The 16729-nt window shown below is 68.5% G+C and carries 13 protein-coding genes; 5 read left to right on the forward strand and 8 right to left on the reverse strand.

Annotated features, from left to right (window positions below; all coding sequences use genetic code 11):
* The first annotated feature begins 244 nt into the window (after positions 1-244).
* From aroQ to ON39_RS00115, 4 genes are all read left to right on the forward strand, one after another.
* Positions 245-829 carry a gamma subclass chorismate mutase AroQ gene (gene aroQ / locus ON39_RS00100; protein WP_040729242.1) on the forward strand — a complete coding sequence of 195 codons (585 nt, stop codon included), beginning with the start codon at positions 245-247 and terminating at the stop codon, positions 827-829.
* A gap of 877 nt (positions 830-1706) precedes the next feature.
* Complete coding sequence (gltB, locus tag ON39_RS00105) at positions 1707-6356, forward strand: glutamate synthase large subunit (RefSeq protein ID WP_040729244.1); 4650 nt, start codon at positions 1707-1709, stop codon at positions 6354-6356.
* Between the two features lie 59 nt (positions 6357-6415).
* A complete protein-coding gene (locus ON39_RS00110) occupies positions 6416-7888 on the forward strand; it encodes a glutamate synthase subunit beta (protein ID WP_040729246.1) in 1473 nt (490 codons plus the stop codon).
* Between the two features lie 645 nt (positions 7889-8533).
* Complete coding sequence (locus ON39_RS00115) at positions 8534-9433, forward strand: cutinase family protein (protein ID WP_083894168.1); 900 nt, start codon at positions 8534-8536, stop codon at positions 9431-9433.
* A gap of 69 nt (positions 9434-9502) precedes the next feature.
* Here ON39_RS00115 and ON39_RS00120 read toward each other — a convergent pair whose 3' ends face one another.
* The 4 genes from ON39_RS00120 to lysX all read right to left on the reverse strand — a co-directional run bounded on the left by ON39_RS00120 (position 9503) and on the right by lysX (position 14393).
* Positions 9503-9844 (reverse strand): hypothetical protein, encoded by a 342-nt coding sequence (locus ON39_RS00120; RefSeq protein ID WP_146251167.1) that lies wholly within the window; start codon positions 9842-9844, stop codon positions 9503-9505.
* Positions 9845-10001: 157 nt separating this feature from the next.
* Positions 10002-10613: a histidine phosphatase family protein gene (locus ON39_RS00125; RefSeq protein WP_040729259.1), complete on the reverse strand. Its 612-nt coding sequence runs from the start codon at positions 10611-10613 to the stop codon at positions 10002-10004.
* A gap of 129 nt (positions 10614-10742) precedes the next feature.
* On the reverse strand, positions 10743-10949 hold the full coding sequence (locus tag ON39_RS00130; RefSeq protein WP_040729249.1) for a hypothetical protein: 207 nt from the start codon (positions 10947-10949) through the stop codon (positions 10743-10745).
* A gap of 123 nt (positions 10950-11072) precedes the next feature.
* Positions 11073-14393, reverse strand: a complete 3321-nt coding sequence (gene lysX, locus ON39_RS00135; protein ID WP_040729251.1) for a bifunctional lysylphosphatidylglycerol synthetase/lysine--tRNA ligase LysX — start codon at positions 14391-14393, stop codon at positions 11073-11075.
* A 174-nt stretch (positions 14394-14567) separates the two neighbouring features.
* Between lysX and ON39_RS00140 the strand changes: the two genes are divergently transcribed.
* Complete coding sequence (locus ON39_RS00140; RefSeq protein ID WP_040729260.1) at positions 14568-14786, forward strand: RNA-binding S4 domain-containing protein; 219 nt, start codon at positions 14568-14570, stop codon at positions 14784-14786.
* Positions 14787-14868: 82 nt separating this feature from the next.
* Here ON39_RS00140 and rraA read toward each other — a convergent pair whose 3' ends face one another.
* The 4 genes from rraA to ON39_RS00160 all read right to left on the reverse strand — a co-directional run.
* Positions 14869-15360: a ribonuclease E activity regulator RraA gene (rraA, locus tag ON39_RS00145; protein WP_040729253.1), complete on the reverse strand. Its 492-nt coding sequence runs from the start codon at positions 15358-15360 to the stop codon at positions 14869-14871.
* A gap of 66 nt (positions 15361-15426) precedes the next feature.
* A complete protein-coding gene (locus ON39_RS00150) occupies positions 15427-15801 on the reverse strand; it encodes a DUF5313 family protein (protein ID WP_040729255.1) in 375 nt (124 codons plus the stop codon).
* Between the two features lie 3 nt (positions 15802-15804).
* On the reverse strand, positions 15805-16284 hold the full coding sequence (locus ON39_RS00155) for an SRPBCC family protein (RefSeq protein ID WP_051186099.1): 480 nt from the start codon (positions 16282-16284) through the stop codon (positions 15805-15807).
* Positions 16285-16315: 31 nt separating this feature from the next.
* Positions 16316-16729: CopD family protein (locus tag ON39_RS00160; protein WP_040729264.1), on the reverse strand; the 414-nt coding region annotated here is incomplete at its 5' end.

Consider the following 16729-nt stretch of genomic DNA (forward strand, 5'->3'; position numbering starts at 1 on the left):
CGAGCTCACATCCTCTTGGTCCCAGTCGATTTCGCGCGCTCGAAGAAGGCGGCGCGGGTTGTCTTGCCGCAGCGCGGGCCGTGGCGGCACAGCGCGGCTGCGTTGGTCACAGCGTGACAGGACCGTCCCCGACACACCGAGTGGCGGGGAGCCTCTGTGGCAAGGCTCACAAGGCGGCGTGGCGAGTTCGCTTACGCTGGCTCGGTGAACCGTTCCCGCGCAATCCTTCTCAGGAGGTCAGGTCATGCGGCTGGTCGCGCTGATGATCGTCTCGGCGGCGGTGATGGTGTCGCCGCTTAGCGCGAGCGCCGATCCGGGCGACCATGTCCGGCCGCTGGACCGCCTGGTCGCGCTGGTGGTCGAGCGCCTCGACACCGGCGACGCGGTGGCCGCGGCGAAGTGGGTGAGCGCCGCGCGGACCGGCACGGAACCGACCATCGACGATCCGGCGCGGGAGGCCGTGGTCTACGACTCGATGGCCCGCCTCGGCGCGGACCGCGACCTGCCGGAGAACTGGGTGCGGCAGGTGTTCGCCGGGCAGATCGAGTCCAACAAGATCGTCCAGCGCGGTCTGATCACCCGCTGGCGGTTCGACCAGGCCGCGGCGCCCGGCTCGGCCCCCGACCTGACGGTCGTGCGGCCGGTGATCGACCGGGTGAACGTCGAGATCGTCGATCAGCTCGCCGCCCGCCGCGCCGAGCTGACCGCGCCCGATTGCGCGGAAAGGCTGGCGGGCAGCGTCTTCGGCGTATTCGGTGCCGGTAATACCGACGCACTGCATCAGGCGGCGCTGGTGCGCGCCGCGGCCGCGCTGTGTGCGCCACGCTGAACGCTGCGCCCGTCCCGCGGAACGTTCTCACGGCCGCGTTCAATCAATTGTTAACACCATGTTTCAAGCATTGGGTCCGGCGTGTCGGCGAAAGTTCGGCGAAAGCGGTTCTGTCCCGCAATAAGTCATGTCGATTACCGCCTGACGGCGTATAGGTTTCGGGTCACAAAAATGTGTTGAATCCCACTCCCGTCGATTAGCTGCATGTGTGCTGAAAGCCATATCGGACAAAAGAACCCGGACGGTCGGATCCAGTCGTCCGCTCGTCAGGACCCTGTCGGAAATATCTCATCCAGCCCACTTTCGAGATAGCCGACGCCGGATGGTTTGCCGAGTGCTGAGCGAGGGAAATCATCTTCGATGCAGGTGAGAGCGGTTTCCCCGGCGGTTCGCGCAGTGGGGAGCCGCTCTGGCGTGCCAGCGACAGGCGGCCGGCCCCGAGGGCCGCGGGATCGATCATGGGGTGCTCGCTGCTTTACACTGGACGACGCGCACACGTGGAGGACCGAATGAAGAAGCCCAGCTAGGCCCGGTTATTAGTACATCCTAAGTTGGTTGGGCCCCGGACCTGACTTATCGTTTGCTCTTACGCCGAACACAGAATGATCGGCACCCTCGCCCGCTCGGGCAGCTCCTAGACCGGTGCTCAGCGTAGCTGGCGAGAACCCGCACGGAGGTAAGGATCTCGTTAGGGATCTGTTACCGACGAGCACCCACTACGTCACTGAAGCGGGTGAAACAACTGGAGACGTGACTGCACGCCGAAGACCATCAGCGCGGCTGGTTTCGGAACGTACGGGCGCAGTCTTGTACGGAGGCATTCGAACGAAAGGCAGCTCTTCTTTTTCTTCGAACGCCACTTCTTGAAGGCAGAGGCATGATGCAACTTCCTGGCCACAGGTCCCCTGGGCACATCGGGCTCTATGACCCGGCGAATGAACACGACGCCTGCGGTGTCGCATTCGTCGTCGACATGCACGGCCGCCGCAGCCGCGACATCGTCGACAAGGCTATTACGGCTCTGTTGAACCTGGAGCACCGTGGTGCCGCGGGCGCCGAACCCAACAGTGGTGACGGCGCGGGCATCCTCATCCAGGTCCCGGACCGGTTCTTCCGCGCCATCGTGGACTTCGAGTTGCCGCCGGAGGGCTCCTACGCCTCCGGCATCGCCTTCCTGCCGCAGGCTCGGCGCGAGGCGGCGCGCGCCGCCTACGGCGTGGAGAAGATCGTCAAGGAAGAGGGCCTCGAGGTTCTCGGCTGGCGCGAGGTGCCGATCGACGAGTCCTCCCTCGGCGCGCTCGCCCGCGACGCGATGCCGACGTTCCGCCAGATCTTCATCGCCTCCCCGCGCGGCGCGGCCGAGCAGCTGTCCGGCATGGACCTCGAGCGCCGCGCGTACGTCGTGCGCAAGCGGGTCGAGCACGAGCTCGGCAAGGCCGGCTCCGGCGAGGGCGCGGTCGGCAAGGAGTCGGTGTACTTCCCGAGCCTGTCCGGCCAGACCTTCGTCTACAAGGGCATGTTCACCACGCCGCAGCTGCGCGCCTTCTACCTGGACCTGCAGGACAGCCGGGTGGAGTCCGCCCTCGGCATCGTGCACTCGCGCTTCTCCACCAACACCTTCCCGTCCTGGCCGCTCGCGCACCCGTTCCGCCGGGTCGCGCACAACGGCGAGATCAACACCGTCACCGGCAACGAGAACTGGATGCGCGCGCGCGAGGCGCTGCTGCGTTCGGACATCTTCGGCATCGACTCCGCGGGCAACAACCGGCTGGAGAAGATCTTCCCGGTCTGTACCCCCGGGGCGAGCGATACCGCGCGCTTCGACGAGGTGCTGGAGTTGCTGCACCTCGGCGGCCGCAGCCTGCCCCACGCGGTGCTGATGATGATCCCCGAGGCGTGGGAACGCAACGAGACGATGGATCAGCGTCGCCGCGCCTTCTACGAGTACCACTCGATGCTGATGGAGCCGTGGGACGGCCCGGCGTCGGTGTGCTTCTCCGACGGCACCGTGGTCGGCGCCGTGCTCGACCGCAACGGCTTGCGGCCCAGCCGCATCTGGATCACCGAGGACGGCCTGGTCGTCATGGCCTCCGAGGTCGGCGTGCTCGACATCGACCCGTCCAAGGTGGTCCGCAAGGTCCGACTACAACCGGGCCGCATGTTCCTGGTCGACACCGCGCTGGGTCGCATCGTCGGCGACGACGAGCTCAAGGACGGCCTCGCCGCCGAGCACCCGTACCAGGAGTGGCTGGACGCGGGCGTGACCAAGCTCGAGGATCTGCCCGACCGCCCGCACGTGCACATGTCGCACGACCGGGTGCTGATCCGCCAGCAGATCTTCGGATACACGAACGAAGAGCTGAACCTGCTCATCTCGCCGATGGCCAAGACCGGCGGCGAGGCGCTCGGCTCGATGGGCACCGACACCCCGATCGCCGTGCTCTCGTCGCGGCCGCGGCTGCTGTTCGACTACTTCTCCCAGCTGTTCGCGCAGGTCACCAACCCGCCGCTGGACGCGATCCGCGAGGAGGTCGTCACCAGCCTGCGCCGGGCCATCGGCCCGGAGGCCGACCTGCTGCACCCCGGCCCGGAGTCGTGCAAGCAGATCGCGATCGAGTCGCCGATCATCGACAACGACCAGCTGGCCAAGCTGGTGCACATCAACGACGACGGCTCCCAGCCCGAGTTGCGTTCGGTGATCGTGCGTGGCTTGTACCCGGTCGCCAAGGGCGGCAAGGGTTTGCGCAAGGCGCTCAAGGCGATCAACACCCAGGTCTCGGCCGCCATCGACGGCGGAGCCCGGATCGTGGTGCTGTCCGACCGCGAGTCCAACGAGAAGCTGGCGCCGATCCCGTCGCTGCTGCTGACCGCGTCGGTGCACCACCATCTGGTGCGCGAGCGCACCCGCACCATGGTCGGCCTGGTCGTGGAGGCCGGTGACGCCCGCGAGGTGCACCACATGGCCATGCTGGTCGGCTTCGGCGCGGCCGCGATCAACCCGTACATGGCCTTCGAGACCATCGAGGACATGCTCGAGCGCGGCGCGCTCGAGATGCCCGGCAGCACCGGCGATCACGCCGCGGACTTCCGCAAGGCGGTCGCCAACTACAACAAGGCCGCCAGCAAGGGCGTGCTGAAGGTGATGTCCAAGATGGGCATCTCCACGCTGGCGTCCTACACCGGCGCGCAGCTGTTCCAGGTGATCGGCCTGTCGCAGGACCTGGCCGACGAGTACTTCACCGGCCTGCGCTCGCACCTGGACGGCATCGGCCTCGAGGACATCGCGGCCGACGTCGCCGAGCGGCACCGGGTCGCGTTCCTGGAGAACCGCAACGAGCGCGCGCACCGCGAGCTCGAGGTGGGCGGCGAGTACCAGTGGCGGCGCGAGGGCGAGTACCACCTGTTCAACCCGGACACCGTGTTCAAGCTGCAGCACGCCACCCGCACCGGTCAGTACTCGATCTTCAAGGAGTACACCAAGCTGGTCGATGACCAGAGCGAGCGGCTGGCCTCGCTGCGCGGCCTGTTCAAGTTCAAGAAGGAGCGCGCGTCGATCCCGATCGACGAGGTCGAGCCCGCCTCGGAGATCGTGAAGCGCTTCTCCACCGGCGCGATGAGCTACGGCTCCATCTCGGCCGAGGCGCACGAGACCCTCGCGGTCGCGATGAACCGCCTCGGCGGACGCTCGAACTCCGGCGAGGGCGGCGAGTCGCCCGCGCGGTTCGAGCCGGAGGAGAACGGCGACTGGCGGCGCAGCGCGATCAAGCAGGTTGCCTCCGGCCGCTTCGGCGTGACCGCGCACTACCTGACCAACTGCACCGATATCCAGATCAAGATGGCGCAGGGCGCGAAGCCCGGTGAGGGCGGCCAGCTTCCGGCGCACAAGGTGTACCCGTGGGTCGCCGAGGTGCGGCACTCGACGCCGGGCGTCGGCCTGATCTCGCCGCCGCCGCACCACGACATCTACTCCATCGAGGATCTGGCGCAGCTGATCCACGACCTGAAGAACGCGAACCCGCAGGCGCGGATTCACGTGAAACTTGTTGCGGAGCCGGGTGTCGGCACGGTCGCGGCCGGTGTGTCCAAGGCGCACGCGGACGTGGTGCTGATCTCCGGCCACGACGGCGGCACCGGCGCGTCGCCGCTGACCTCGCTCAAGCACGCGGGCGGACCGTGGGAGCTCGGCCTGGCCGAGACCCAGCAGACGTTGCTGCTCAACGGACTTCGCGATCGGATCGTCGTGCAGGTGGACGGTCAGATGAAGACCGGCCGCGACGTGATGGTCGCCGCGCTGCTCGGCGCGGAGGAGTTCGGTTTCGCCACCGCGCCGCTGGTGGTGTCGGGCTGCATCATGATGCGAGTCTGCCACCTCGACACCTGCCCCGTGGGTGTCGCGACGCAGAACCCGGTGCTGCGCGAACGCTTCACCGGCAAGCCGGAATTCGTCGAGAACTTCATGCTGTTCATCGCCGAAGAGGTCCGGGAACTGCTGGCGCAGTTGGGCTTCCGCACGCTGGACGAGGCCATCGGCCGGGTCGACCTGCTCGACACCGCCAAGGCCAAGCAGCACTGGAAGGCCAGCAAGCTCGACCTGTCGCCGATCCTCGACAACGTCGAGACCGCGTTCATGTACCAGGACCGGCGCTGCACTAAGACGCAGGACCACGGCCTGGACAAGGCGCTGGATCAGCAGCTGATCTCGCAGAGCCGCGACGCGCTCGAGCGTGGTCAGGCGGTGAAGTTCGAAACCAAGATCACCAACGTGAACCGCACCGTCGGCACCATGCTCGGCCACGAGGTGACCAAGCTCTACGGCGGCACCGGCCTGCCCGATGACACCATCGACATCACGTTCACGGGCTCGGCGGGCAACAGCTTCGGCGCGTTCGTGCCGGCCGGCATCACGCTGCGCGTGCAGGGTGACGCGAACGACTATGTCGGCAAGGGACTCTCGGGTGGCCACCTGGTGGTGCGCCCGTCGCTGAACGCGCCGGCCGATTTCGTGGCGGAAGAGAACATCATCGCGGGCAACGTGATCCTGTTCGGCGCGACCAACGGCAAGGCGTTCATCCGCGGCGTCGTCGGCGAGCGGTTCGCCGTGCGCAACTCCGGCGCGCTCGCGGTGGTCGAGGGCGTGGGCGACCACGGCCTCGAGTACATGACCGGCGGCCGGGTGGTCATCCTCGGCGAGACCGGGCGCAACTTCGGCGCGGGCATGTCCGGCGGTGTCGCGTTCGTCTACAACCCGAACGGCACCTTCGAGGCCAAGCTCAACCCCGAGCAGGCCGACGCCGTCGAGCAGCTCTCCGGTGACGACTTCACCTGGCTGCGCGACGTCATCACCCAGCACCGCGAGCAGACCGGTTCCGCCGTGGCCGAGCGCATCCTGAGCGATTGGTCGCAGCAGGTGAACCACTTCGTCAAGATCCTGCCGCGCGAGTACAAGAAGGTTCTGCTGGCCATCTCCGAGGCGGAGAAGGCGGGCAAGGACGTCGACGAAGCGATCATGGAGGCGGCCCGTGGCTGACGCGCGACGCATTCACCAGCTGAGTTCGATGTTCACAGGCAAGATTACGGAGGCCGCTCGTGGCTGACCCACAGGGATTTTTGAAGCACACCTCGCGGGAGCTACCGACGCGTCGGCCGGTTCCGCTGCGCTTGATGGACTGGAAAGAGGTCTACGAGCAGGAGGGTTACCCGCACGAGACGCTGCAGCGGCAGGCCAGCCGGTGCATGGACTGCGGTATCCCCTTCTGCCACAACGGCTGTCCGCTCGGCAATCTCATCCCCGAGTGGAACGACCTGGTCTACAAGGGCCAGTGGCGCGAGGGCATCGACCGCCTGCACGCCACCAACAATTTCCCGGAGTTCACCGGGCGGCTGTGCCCCGCGCCGTGCGAGGCGTCCTGTGTCCTCGGCATCAACCAGGACCCGGTGACCATCAAGCAGGTCGAGGTCGAGCTCATCGAGAACGCCTTCGACGAGGGCTGGGTGGCCCCGGTCTATCCGACCCGGTTGACCGGCAAGCGGATCGCGGTCGTCGGTTCCGGCCCCGCCGGACTGGCCGCCGCACAGCAGCTCACCCGCGCCGGCCACACGGTGACGGTGTTCGAGCGGGCCGACCGCATCGGCGGGCTGCTGCGCTACGGCATCCCGGAGTTCAAGATGGAGAAGCGCTTCATCGACCGCAGGCTGGCGCAGATGGAGGCCGAGGGCACCATCTTCAAGACCGGCGTGAACGTCGGGGTCGACATCAGCGCCGAGCAGCTGCGCGAGCAGTACGACGCGATCGTGCTGACCGGCGGCGCGACCATCGCGCGTGACCTGCCGATCCCGGGCCGCGAACTCGACGGCATCCACCAGGCCATGGAGTTCCTGCCCTGGGCGAACCGGGTGCAGCTCGGCGACGACGTCACCGATGCCGACGGCCTGCCGCCCATCCACGCGAAGGGCAAGAAGGTCATCATCATCGGCGGCGGCGACACCGGCGCCGACTGCCTCGGCACCTCGCACCGGCAGGGCGCCGCGAGCGTCCATCAGTTCGAGATCATGCCGCGGCCGCCGGAGGAGCGGGCCGCCTCGACGCCGTGGCCGACCTACCCCCTCATGTTCCGGGTCTCCTCGGCGCACGAGGAGGGCGGCGAGCGGGTGTTCTCGGTGAACACCGAGCGTTTCATCGGCGCGGACGGCAAGGTCACCGGCCTGCAGGCGCACGAGGTCACGATGGTCAACGGCCGCTTCGAGAAGGTCGACGGCACCGACTTCACCCTCGAGGCCGATCTCGTGCTGCTCGCCATGGGCTTCACCGGTCCCGAGAAGCCCGGCCTCCTGGAGGATCTCGGCGTCGGCTACGACCAGCGCGGCAACGTCCAGCGCGACAAGAACTGGGCGACCAACATCCCCGGCGTCTTCGTCGCGGGCGACATGGGCCGCGGCCAGTCCCTCATCGTCTGGGCCATCGCCGAGGGCCGCGCCGCGGCCGCCGCGGTGGACCGCTTCCTGGAAGGTGAGACGGCGCTGCCCGCCCCGATCACCCCCACCATGGTCGCCCAGCGATGAGCTGAACCCCTCTCTTACCGGAGCGGAAAAGGCGCCTGTGGACAGTGACGTCCACAGGCGCCTTTGTTCGCGGAGCCAGGCAAAGCACCCAAATGGCAAGGTGCGCCGGAAGTTATCTCGATGGTTGCTTCACCGGTGATCGTTCGCGACACACCCGGTGGCTGGATTTATCTGCCGATGATTTTCAGCGGGACAGTGGCGGGAAGTTGCCTGGGTCGGCTATCGGCTTCCGACGTTTGCCGTCGTCCCGCTGATGCTGCGCGAATCATGCTGTACCTGCGCCGTTTTCGCCTATCTATCTGGGGATTCGGCTGCGACCCGTCGTTCGCCTGAGCATTGCCGACTCCCGAGTTCGGGTCAGTCCGCGGGTTTGGGCACCGGGTTGCGAAGGCATCCAGGAACTTTGGGCATTCGACGGAAAACGGACGTGACGCGGGGGTTCGTCTGGCGCGCGCGGCCTCGTACCTCTATTGTGATCCCGTCGCGCTGCTGATCTTGGGAGTCGGGTTTGTCGATCGCAGCCGTCATGGTGGTGGGTGACCGGAGTTAACCCAGCGTGCACTGGACGGTCACTCGTCGGGTTCAGAGTTGGTGCGCAACTTGTCGGGGATGCCCACGAGCGGCATCGGTGTGGACTGGAGCGGTATGCAGTTGAAGAAGGTTGTCGCGGCTCTCGGTGCATCCGCGACTGTGTTGTCCGGCATGGTGTTCGGCGCGGGCTCCGCGAGCGCGGACTCCAGCTGCCCGAGCCTCTACGTGGTGGCGATCCCCGGTACCTGGGAGACCGGCAAGGACAAGAAGCCGCAACCCGGCATGCTGGCCGGCGTCACCAATAACCTGCCTCGGACGGCGGACGTCGACTACGTGACCTACGCCGCGACCGCGTTCCCCTGGGAGGGCGAGGTCTACGGCAACTCGAAGAAGGAAGCCGTCGATCGCGCGCGCGGCCTGATCTCGAACATGGCGCACGCGTGCGGCGCTACGAAGATCGCGCTCGTCGGGTACAGCCAGGGCGCCGACGCGGCGGGCGATCTCGCGGCCGAGATCGGCACCGGGCTCAGCGTCGTCCCGCCGGAGCGCGTCGCCGGCGTCGGCCTGATCTCCGACCCGCGTCGCTCGCCGACCGACGTCCAGGTCGGCGCGCCTGCCCCCGGTGCGGGCGCGGGCGGCCCCCGGGTCGGCGGTTTCGGCTGGGTCAGCGACCGCACCCGCAGCATCTGCGCGGTCGACGACCTGTACTGCGCGACCGCGCCGGACGACTTCGTCACCCGGTTCGCCGGATTCCTGGCGCAGGCCTCCGACGCCAACCCGGCCAACATGTGGCGCTACCAGATCGAGGCAGGCAACATCATGAACGACCTGTTCGCGAATGGTGGCGTGCCGACGCTGCAGGCGCAGCTGACCGACTCGGCCAACGAGCAGCGGGCCAAGGATCTGGAGCGGTTCTACAAGTCGCAGGCGCACACCCTGTACGGCAGCTACCCGGTCGGCAACGGCCAGACCGCCGTCTCCTGGATGCACAACTGGATCGCGAGCATGGCCTGAGCCACGAGCGAACGAAGGCCCACCTCCGGCAGAGGTGGGCCTTCGTCGTTCTATCGGTCGGACAGGCGCTCAGCTGCTGCCCGCCGAGCCGGTGGACGGGCGGCCGTCCTTGAAGAAGATCGCCGGCCCCGGTTCGTCGTTGCGGTAGATCCGGGGGCCGTCACCGCGGTGATGATTCGGACCATCGCGATGTTCCACCCGCGGTCCGCCGCCGGGCAGCCAGTCCGGACCGCCGTGCGGATGCGCGCTGATGTCGGCGCCGTCCGGCTCCGCGGGTGTCAGCTGGATGGCGGCCGGATCGGGCGTCTCGGCCGACGCGGTCGCGGCCAGCGCGCCGAGCGGCAGCGCGATCAACGCCCCCGCCACGGCGATTCGGGTGAGACGCCTCGACGTCGATGTTCTGGAGAGCAACACGGATTCCTTCCTCTCGGGGTCGGCCGTGCCGCGCGCCACCCGGGGTGGCGGCGCGCGGTCAGCGAACGGGTCGCTCGAACGGCCAGGTCCCATAGAAGATTCCGTCGCTGGGACGGCGGTGCGACGTCCCTGCCAATCGCCTGTGAATGGGGGTTCAGGCTTTGATGTTGCGCGGCAACAGGTCCCAGACGTGCCCGTTCTCGTTGATCGTCGCCGCGGTCCTTCGCCCGGTGCGAGAGAACAGGATTCGGGTGATCGAGCAGTAGTCGATGGGGAAGGTCAGCGGTCGCTCCAGCCCGAGGATCTCCTGGAGCAGCACGTTGACCACGCCGCCGTGGGTGAACGCGAGCACCGTGTCGGCCGGATCGGTGGCCGCCGCGATCTCGGTGACGGCGTCGAGCACCCGGGACCTGAAGGCCTTGCCGTCGATCTGATGCGGCAGGTGCCCCGCCTTGATCTGCTCGTACACCGCGCGGAACTCGACCTTGGCGTCCTCGATGGGAATGTAAGCGGGCAGGTCGCGATCGTATTCGGCGAGGTCGTCGATGATGTCCACGGCCGCGCCGAGCTTCGCGGCGGTCGGCGCGGCGGTCTCGCGCGCCCGGCGCTGCGGGCTGCTCACCACCCGCACGATCCGGTGCTGACTCAGCGCGGCCGGCACCCGCTCGGCCTGCTCGCGGCCGATGGGGGCGAGCTCGGGATCGGCAGGCCCGGCCGAGTTGGTGATCCGGACCGGTTGGGCGTGGCGAACGAGGATCAACTGCACACGGTTCACTCTGCCGTATCGAGGGCGAGTCCTCGATCCAGGCGCGGTCGGTGGACCGGGCCAGGCCGCTGCCGGACGCGAACGGCCCGGCTCGCCACCTGCGAGCCGGGCCGTCACCGTCTGCCGAGACTACTGCTTCCTGCGTCGCACTAGCAGGTAGATGCCGCCGACGATCGCGGCGACCACCAGCAGGCAGCACAGGCCGCCGATGATCAGGCCGCCGCTGCTGCGGCGCTTCTTCTTCGCGGCGAGCTCCATGGCCGAGTTCCAGGTGTCCGGGCTCGCCCAGACGCTGTGGTCCACCAGACTCAGATTGGTCAGCAGGTCAAGGTACATTGTCGAACCCCATCTCGTCGTTCGGTCTCCTCCCGGGGCCGAACGTACCCGGCCACCCCGGCCCGAAAACTCCAGCGTAGCTGTCCGATTCGTCCCCTGTGCGCTCTTCGGCGAGGCCGGCGTTCACCGGGGTTTCACCAACGGGAACGGCAAGGTCTCGCGGATGCTGCGCCCGGTGATCAGCATGACCACCCGGTCCACGCCCATGCCGAGCCCGCCGGTGGGTGGCATCGCGTGCTCGAGCGCCTGCAGGAACTCCTCGTCGAGCTCCATCGCCTCCGGGTCGCCGTTGGCCGCGAGCAGCGACTGCTCGGTGAGCCTGCGGCGCTGCTCGACCGGGTCGGTGAGCTCGCTGTAGGCCGTGCCGAGTTCGGCGCCCCAGGCGACCAGGTCCCAGCGCTCCGTCACGCCGGGAATGAGCCGGTGGGCGCGGGTCAGCGGGGAGACCGAGGTGGGGAAGTCGATGTAGAAAGTCGGCTCCTCCGTGCGGGATTCGACGAGGTGCTCGTACATCTCCAGCACCACCTGGCCCGCGTCCCAGCCGTGCTGATAGGGCACCTCGGCCTTGTCGCACAGCTCGCGCAGTTCGTCGAGCCCGGTCTCCGGGGAGATCTGCGCGCCGAGCGCCTCGGACACCGCGCCGTGCACGGTCTTCACCGCCCAGTCGCCGGAGATGTCCACCTGCTCGTAGGAGCCGTCGCCGCATGGGCGCAGCGCGACCATCGCGCCGTTGGCGGCGAGCGCGGCCTCCTGGATGAGCTGGCGGCAGACGTGCATCATGCGCTCGTAGTCGCTGTGCGCCTCGTACGCCTCGAGAATGGTGAACTCGGGGTTGTGGCTGAAGTCGACGCCCTCGTTGCGGAAAGTGCGGCCGATCTCGAACACCTTCTCCATGCCGCCGACGCAGAGCCGCTTCAGGTACAGCTCGGGTGCGATCCGCAGGTACAGGTCCAGGTCGTAGGCGTTGATATGGGTCAGGAACGGGGTGGCGTTGGCGCCGCCGTGCACCTGCTGCAGGATCGGCGTCTCCACCTCCAGATACCCGCGGGCGTTCAGCGAGTCGCGCAGCGAGCGGACCACCGCGCTGCGCTTGGCGAGCACCTCCCTGGTCTCGGGGTTGATCGCCATATCGACGTAGCGCTGGCGCACCTTCGCCTCGGGATCGGCGAGGCCTTTCCACTTGTCCGGCAGGGGATGCAGGCACTTGCCGAGCATCCGCCAGTCCGCCGCCAGCAGCGACAGCTCGCCGCGCCTGCTGCGCCCGATCTGACCGCTCACCTCGATCAGATCGCCGAGGTCGAAGAACTCGGTGAACTCGGCGCTGCGGTCCGCGCCGACCCGGTCGCGGTCGATGACCAGCTGGATATCGTCGGTCCAGTCGCGCACCACGGCGAAGATCACGCCGCCGTAGTCGCGGATGCGCAGCAGCCGCCCGCAGACCCGGACCGTGGTGCCGCGCGGGGATTGGCGTGCGCCGGCGACGGTGTGCGTCGGCGGGTAGGCGACCGGGTAGGCCTCGACGCCGGAGGCGGTGAGCCGGTCCAGTTTGTCCATGCGCACCCGCACCTGCTCGGGGCGGCGCGGCAGCAGCTCCTTGCCCTCGACCGGGCCGAGGTCGGGCGGGCTGCCGTCGGCGTGCAGGCCGGTCATGGTCGGGGGCACCGCGCTGTGCATGCCGGTGTGGGTGATCGTGTCCGGCTCCTTGCCGAACCGCGGCAGGAAGCCCTCGGCCAGCGCGCTCGCCACCGCGACCCGCGGTAGTTGCCTGCGCTCTTCGAACAGGAAAAACCTTGGCACCCAATGCGGTTGGTACTTCACGTTCGAGCGGTACAGCGCCTCCAGCTGCCACCAGCGCGAGAAGAACAGCAGCACCCCGCGCCACAGCCGCAGCACCGGGCCCGCGCCGATCCGGCCGCCCTCCTCGAACACCGAACGGAACACCGCGAAGTTCAACGACACCTTGGTGATGCCGTGCTGCTCGGAGTTCAGCGCGAGCTGCGAGATCATCAGCTCCATCACGCCGTTCGGGCCGTTCGGGTCGCGGCGCATCAACTCCAGCGACACGCCGGTGCGGCCCCACGGCACCAGCGAGAGCATGCCGAGCACCCGGTCCTGGCCGTTCACCGCCTCGACCAGCAGGCAGTCCGCGTCGAGCGGGTCGCCGAGCCGGCCGAGCGCCATGGAGAAGCCGCGCTCGGTCTCGGTGTCGCGCCAGGCGTCGGCGCGGGCGATCACCCGGGGGAACTCGTCGGCCGGGATGTCGCGGTGGCGCCGGATGCGCACGGTGATGCCGTGCTTGCGCAGCCGGTTCGCGGCCTGGCGCACGGGCTTCATCTCGGGGCCTGCCAGGGAGAACGTCCTGGTGTCCAGGATGGCCTCGTCGCCGAGCCGGATCGCGGACAGGCCAGCACGGCGGTAGGCCGTCGCGCCGAGTTCGCTCGCGCCCATCACCGCCGGGGCCCAGCCGAATTGGTCGGCGAGCCGCAGCCAGGCGTCGATGGCCTGCGGCCACGCCTCGCGGATGCCGATCGGGTCACCGCTGGCGAGGCAGACGCCCAACTCCACGCGGTAGGTGACGGCCGCCTTGCCGCTGGGCGCGAACACCACCGCCTTGTCGCGCCTGGTGGCGAAGTAGCCGAGCGAGTCCTCCAGATCGGAACGCTCCAGCAAGCCGCGGATGGCGGACTCGTCGGTGCCGGTCATCGCGTTGGCCGCCCGCTGCGAGCGCAGCAGGATGATCACCGCGGCGAGCAGCGCGACGGCGCCGAACAGGCCGAGCAGGAAATTGACGAAAGGCCGTGGGTGCCCGTCGAAGTGCTCGTTGTCCACCAGCACCGCGGCGGTCACCCGGAAGATCGCCCAGCCGGGCCGCTGCGCGCCGCTCGGCAGCGAACCGGGGAACAGCTCGACCAGACCCCAGCCGAGCAGGCAGCCGACCGCCAGGCCGCCGATCAGCACGCCGAGCGCCTTCCAGCCCGCCCCGCGGCGCACCTTGGTGTAGAACTCGCGCCAAGCCGCGACGAGCACCCCGATCACGCCGAGGTGAACGATCATGGCCACCAGCGCGTCGATATCGCCGGTATCCGCGAAATCGAGGCCGTCGGCCAGCGCGTACAGCGACACGTAACCGAGCAGTAGCCACCAGGCGATGCGCTTGCGGCTGGCCAGCGCCCCGGCCAGCAGGCCGATGATCAGCGCCCACATCAGGTTGGTGTCGGGCGCGTCGAAGTAATAGTTGTCGATGTAGCGCCGCGGCACCTGGGTCAGGAAGCGCAGGCCGGGCGAGAGGCTCCAGAGGAAACAGGCCACCGCGAAAACACCGAGCACCAGGCCCGCGATATGCGGGACCTCCGCCAGTCGTCCATGTCCGCGATGGGGGACCGGCGGGGTCGGTCTGTCGGCGGGCGGTTCTATCAGGTGTTGCCGGGCTTGCGTGGTGGTCACTGAACCAGTGTGTACGGTGCCGCCGCCCCGGTGCTCGAAGACCACCCGGGCATGTCGGTTCTCGGCGCGCCACAGAGGCGTGTCAGTGTTTCTCTTCGGGCGCGCGGCGACGTTGTGTTCGATTGGCAGGGGCTGGCGTTCGGCGATTTCGGGTGCCGGGTAAGGATGTATCCCATGGCAGAACCAGTCGACGTACCCATCGATGACGAGGGCATCCGGCTCGGGCAGTTCCTGAAGCTGGCCAACCTGATCGAATCCGGCTCGGAGGCCAAGACAGTGATCGCCTCCGGCCTCGTGCGGGTGAACGACGAGGTGGAGCTGCGGCGCGGGCGGCAGCTACAGATCGGCGACGTCGTCACCCTCGCCGGTCACCAGGCGAGGGTGTCGGTCTGACTCGCACGCGGCGTGAGCGTCAGGCCCGGAGGCGGCAGCCCGTGTAACCACGGAGGGCCTGACGCTCATGCCGCCATCGGACTCAGTCTTCGGCGCGGACCACGACGCCGTCGTGGTCGCTGTAGAGCATGTCGCCGGGCACGAAGGTGACCCCGCCGAACTCGACGGGGACGTCACGATCGCCCGACCCGGTCTGGGTGCTCTTGCGCGGGTTGGTGCCGAGCGCCTTGACGCCGATGTCGAGCGTGCGCAGGATCGCCGAGTCGCGCACCGCGCCGTTGATGAGCACCCCGGCCCAGCCGTTGTCCACGCCGAATCCGGCGATGACGTCGCCGACCAGCGCGGTGTGGATGCTCGCGCCGCCGTCGACGACGAGCACCTTGCCGTGGCCCGGCTCGCTGAGGGTCTGCTTGACCAGCAGGTTGTCCTGGAAGCATCGGATGGTGGAGATGCGGCCCGCGAACGTGGCGCGGCCACCGAACTGGATGAACTGCGTGTCGCAGCTGCGGATCTCGGGGCCGATCTCGTCGGCCAGATCGGCGGTAGCCACGATGTCACTCTGCGATTCGGTCACGGGCTCAGCTTAGGGGTGCTCGGCCCGGGCGTCGGGCAGGGCGGCCCACGGTGTGAGATCCGTCGCTCAGCCGCGGCCGTGCCTGCGTTCGTAGGCCTGCCGCTCCGGCTCGGCCTTGCGGCGCGCGTCCGCGTCGGCCAGCGCGGGATCGAGGCCGTGTTTGATCAGCCGGTGCCGCCGGTACACATACATCAGCGCCACCGTGAAGTAGATCAGCGGCAGATACAGCAGCGCCATCATGGCCAGGCCCATCCACAGCGGACCCGGCAGCAGCAGGAACAGCATGAGCACCGGGATCAACGGCACCAGGATGCGCAGCAGGTACCGCCGCGTCGCGCCGGGGCCGACCAGGTCCGCGCGCACCCAGTCGGTCATCGACGCGGGCAGCGTGCGGCCCGCGATGTAGCCGAGGCGCTGGACGAAAGACGGTGTGGCGCTCATGGTTCAGTGCACGGACCCGTCCGCCTCGGTCGCGCGGCGCGCGTGGAAGGCGGCGATCTGGGTGATCAGGTTATGCGTGGTGTGCTGCACCGCGATCTTCACGAACGGCTCGATGGTCTTGCCGAGCGCGCGCCCGGCCAGCCCGCCGCCGACGTGGAACTCGACGATCGCGTCGACCGTGCACCGCGCGTCGCCCTTCGGATGGAACAGGAAGGTCGACTCGATCTCGATCCCCTTGATCGACTTGACCGCGATGCGCGCGTTCTCTTCCCACCCCACGACCTCGACGCGGGACTTCAGTGAGGCCGGACCGAGCTTGATGTGGCCGTCGAAGGCGGCCCCGAGGCCGGCCGTCTGCGCGCCGACCGGGGTGAACGACTGGATCCCGTACAGGAAGCGGGGCAGGTTCTGATAGTCGTTCACGTAGGCGAACGCGGACTCCGCCGACGCGGCGCAGTCCTCGACGATCTTGACTTCGGTCATGCGAAAACAGTAACTGGTTTCGATCGGGCTCTCACGCGGTCACCGCGAGGGTGGCGGCCAGGCCGAACGCCAGCGCCATCACGATCACCTCGATGGTCGCGCGGCGCAGCGAGGCCTCGGCGGTCATCCGATGCTCCGCGGCCCGGCGCACCCACGCGCGCCGCCACCACCAGCCCAGGGCCAGCAATCCGGCCAGCACAACGGTTTTCGCGAGCAGGATGCGACCGTAGCCGGTGTCGAAGAACGGCGTGAGCCCGCCGACCCGCACGAGCCCGTTCAGCAGCCCGGTCACCCCCACCGCCGCGACCAGCGGCAGCGCCACCGCCGAGTACTTCGGCAGCACCACGGCCCACTCGCCGCGGGCGCGCACCACCAGCGCCAGCGCCACGAGCAGCCCGAACCAGGTCGCCGCCGCCAGCGCGTGCACCGCGGCCAGCACCGATCC

The sequence above is a fragment of the Nocardia tenerifensis NBRC 101015 genome (assembly GCF_000308715.1).
Lineage (GTDB): Bacteria > Actinomycetota > Actinomycetes > Mycobacteriales > Mycobacteriaceae > Nocardia > Nocardia tenerifensis.

Excerpts from the sequence above, each read along its gene's own strand:
- ON39_RS00130 (WP_040729249.1), bottom strand. The coding sequence starts at position 10,949 with ATGTACCTTGACCTGCTGACCAATCTGAGTCTGGTGGACCACAGCGTC.
- ON39_RS00115 (WP_083894168.1), top strand. The coding sequence starts at position 8,534 with ATGCAGTTGAAGAAGGTTGTCGCGGCTCTCGGTGCATCCGCGACTGTG.
- gltB (WP_040729244.1), top strand. The coding sequence starts at position 1,707 with ATGATGCAACTTCCTGGCCACAGGTCCCCTGGGCACATCGGGCTCTAT.
- ON39_RS00140 (WP_040729260.1), top strand. The coding sequence starts at position 14,568 with ATGGCAGAACCAGTCGACGTACCCATCGATGACGAGGGCATCCGGCTC.
- ON39_RS00155 (WP_051186099.1), bottom strand. The coding sequence starts at position 16,284 with ATGACCGAAGTCAAGATCGTCGAGGACTGCGCCGCGTCGGCGGAGTCC.
- aroQ (WP_040729242.1), top strand. The coding sequence starts at position 245 with ATGCGGCTGGTCGCGCTGATGATCGTCTCGGCGGCGGTGATGGTGTCG.
- ON39_RS00150 (WP_040729255.1), bottom strand. The coding sequence starts at position 15,801 with ATGAGCGCCACACCGTCTTTCGTCCAGCGCCTCGGCTACATCGCGGGC.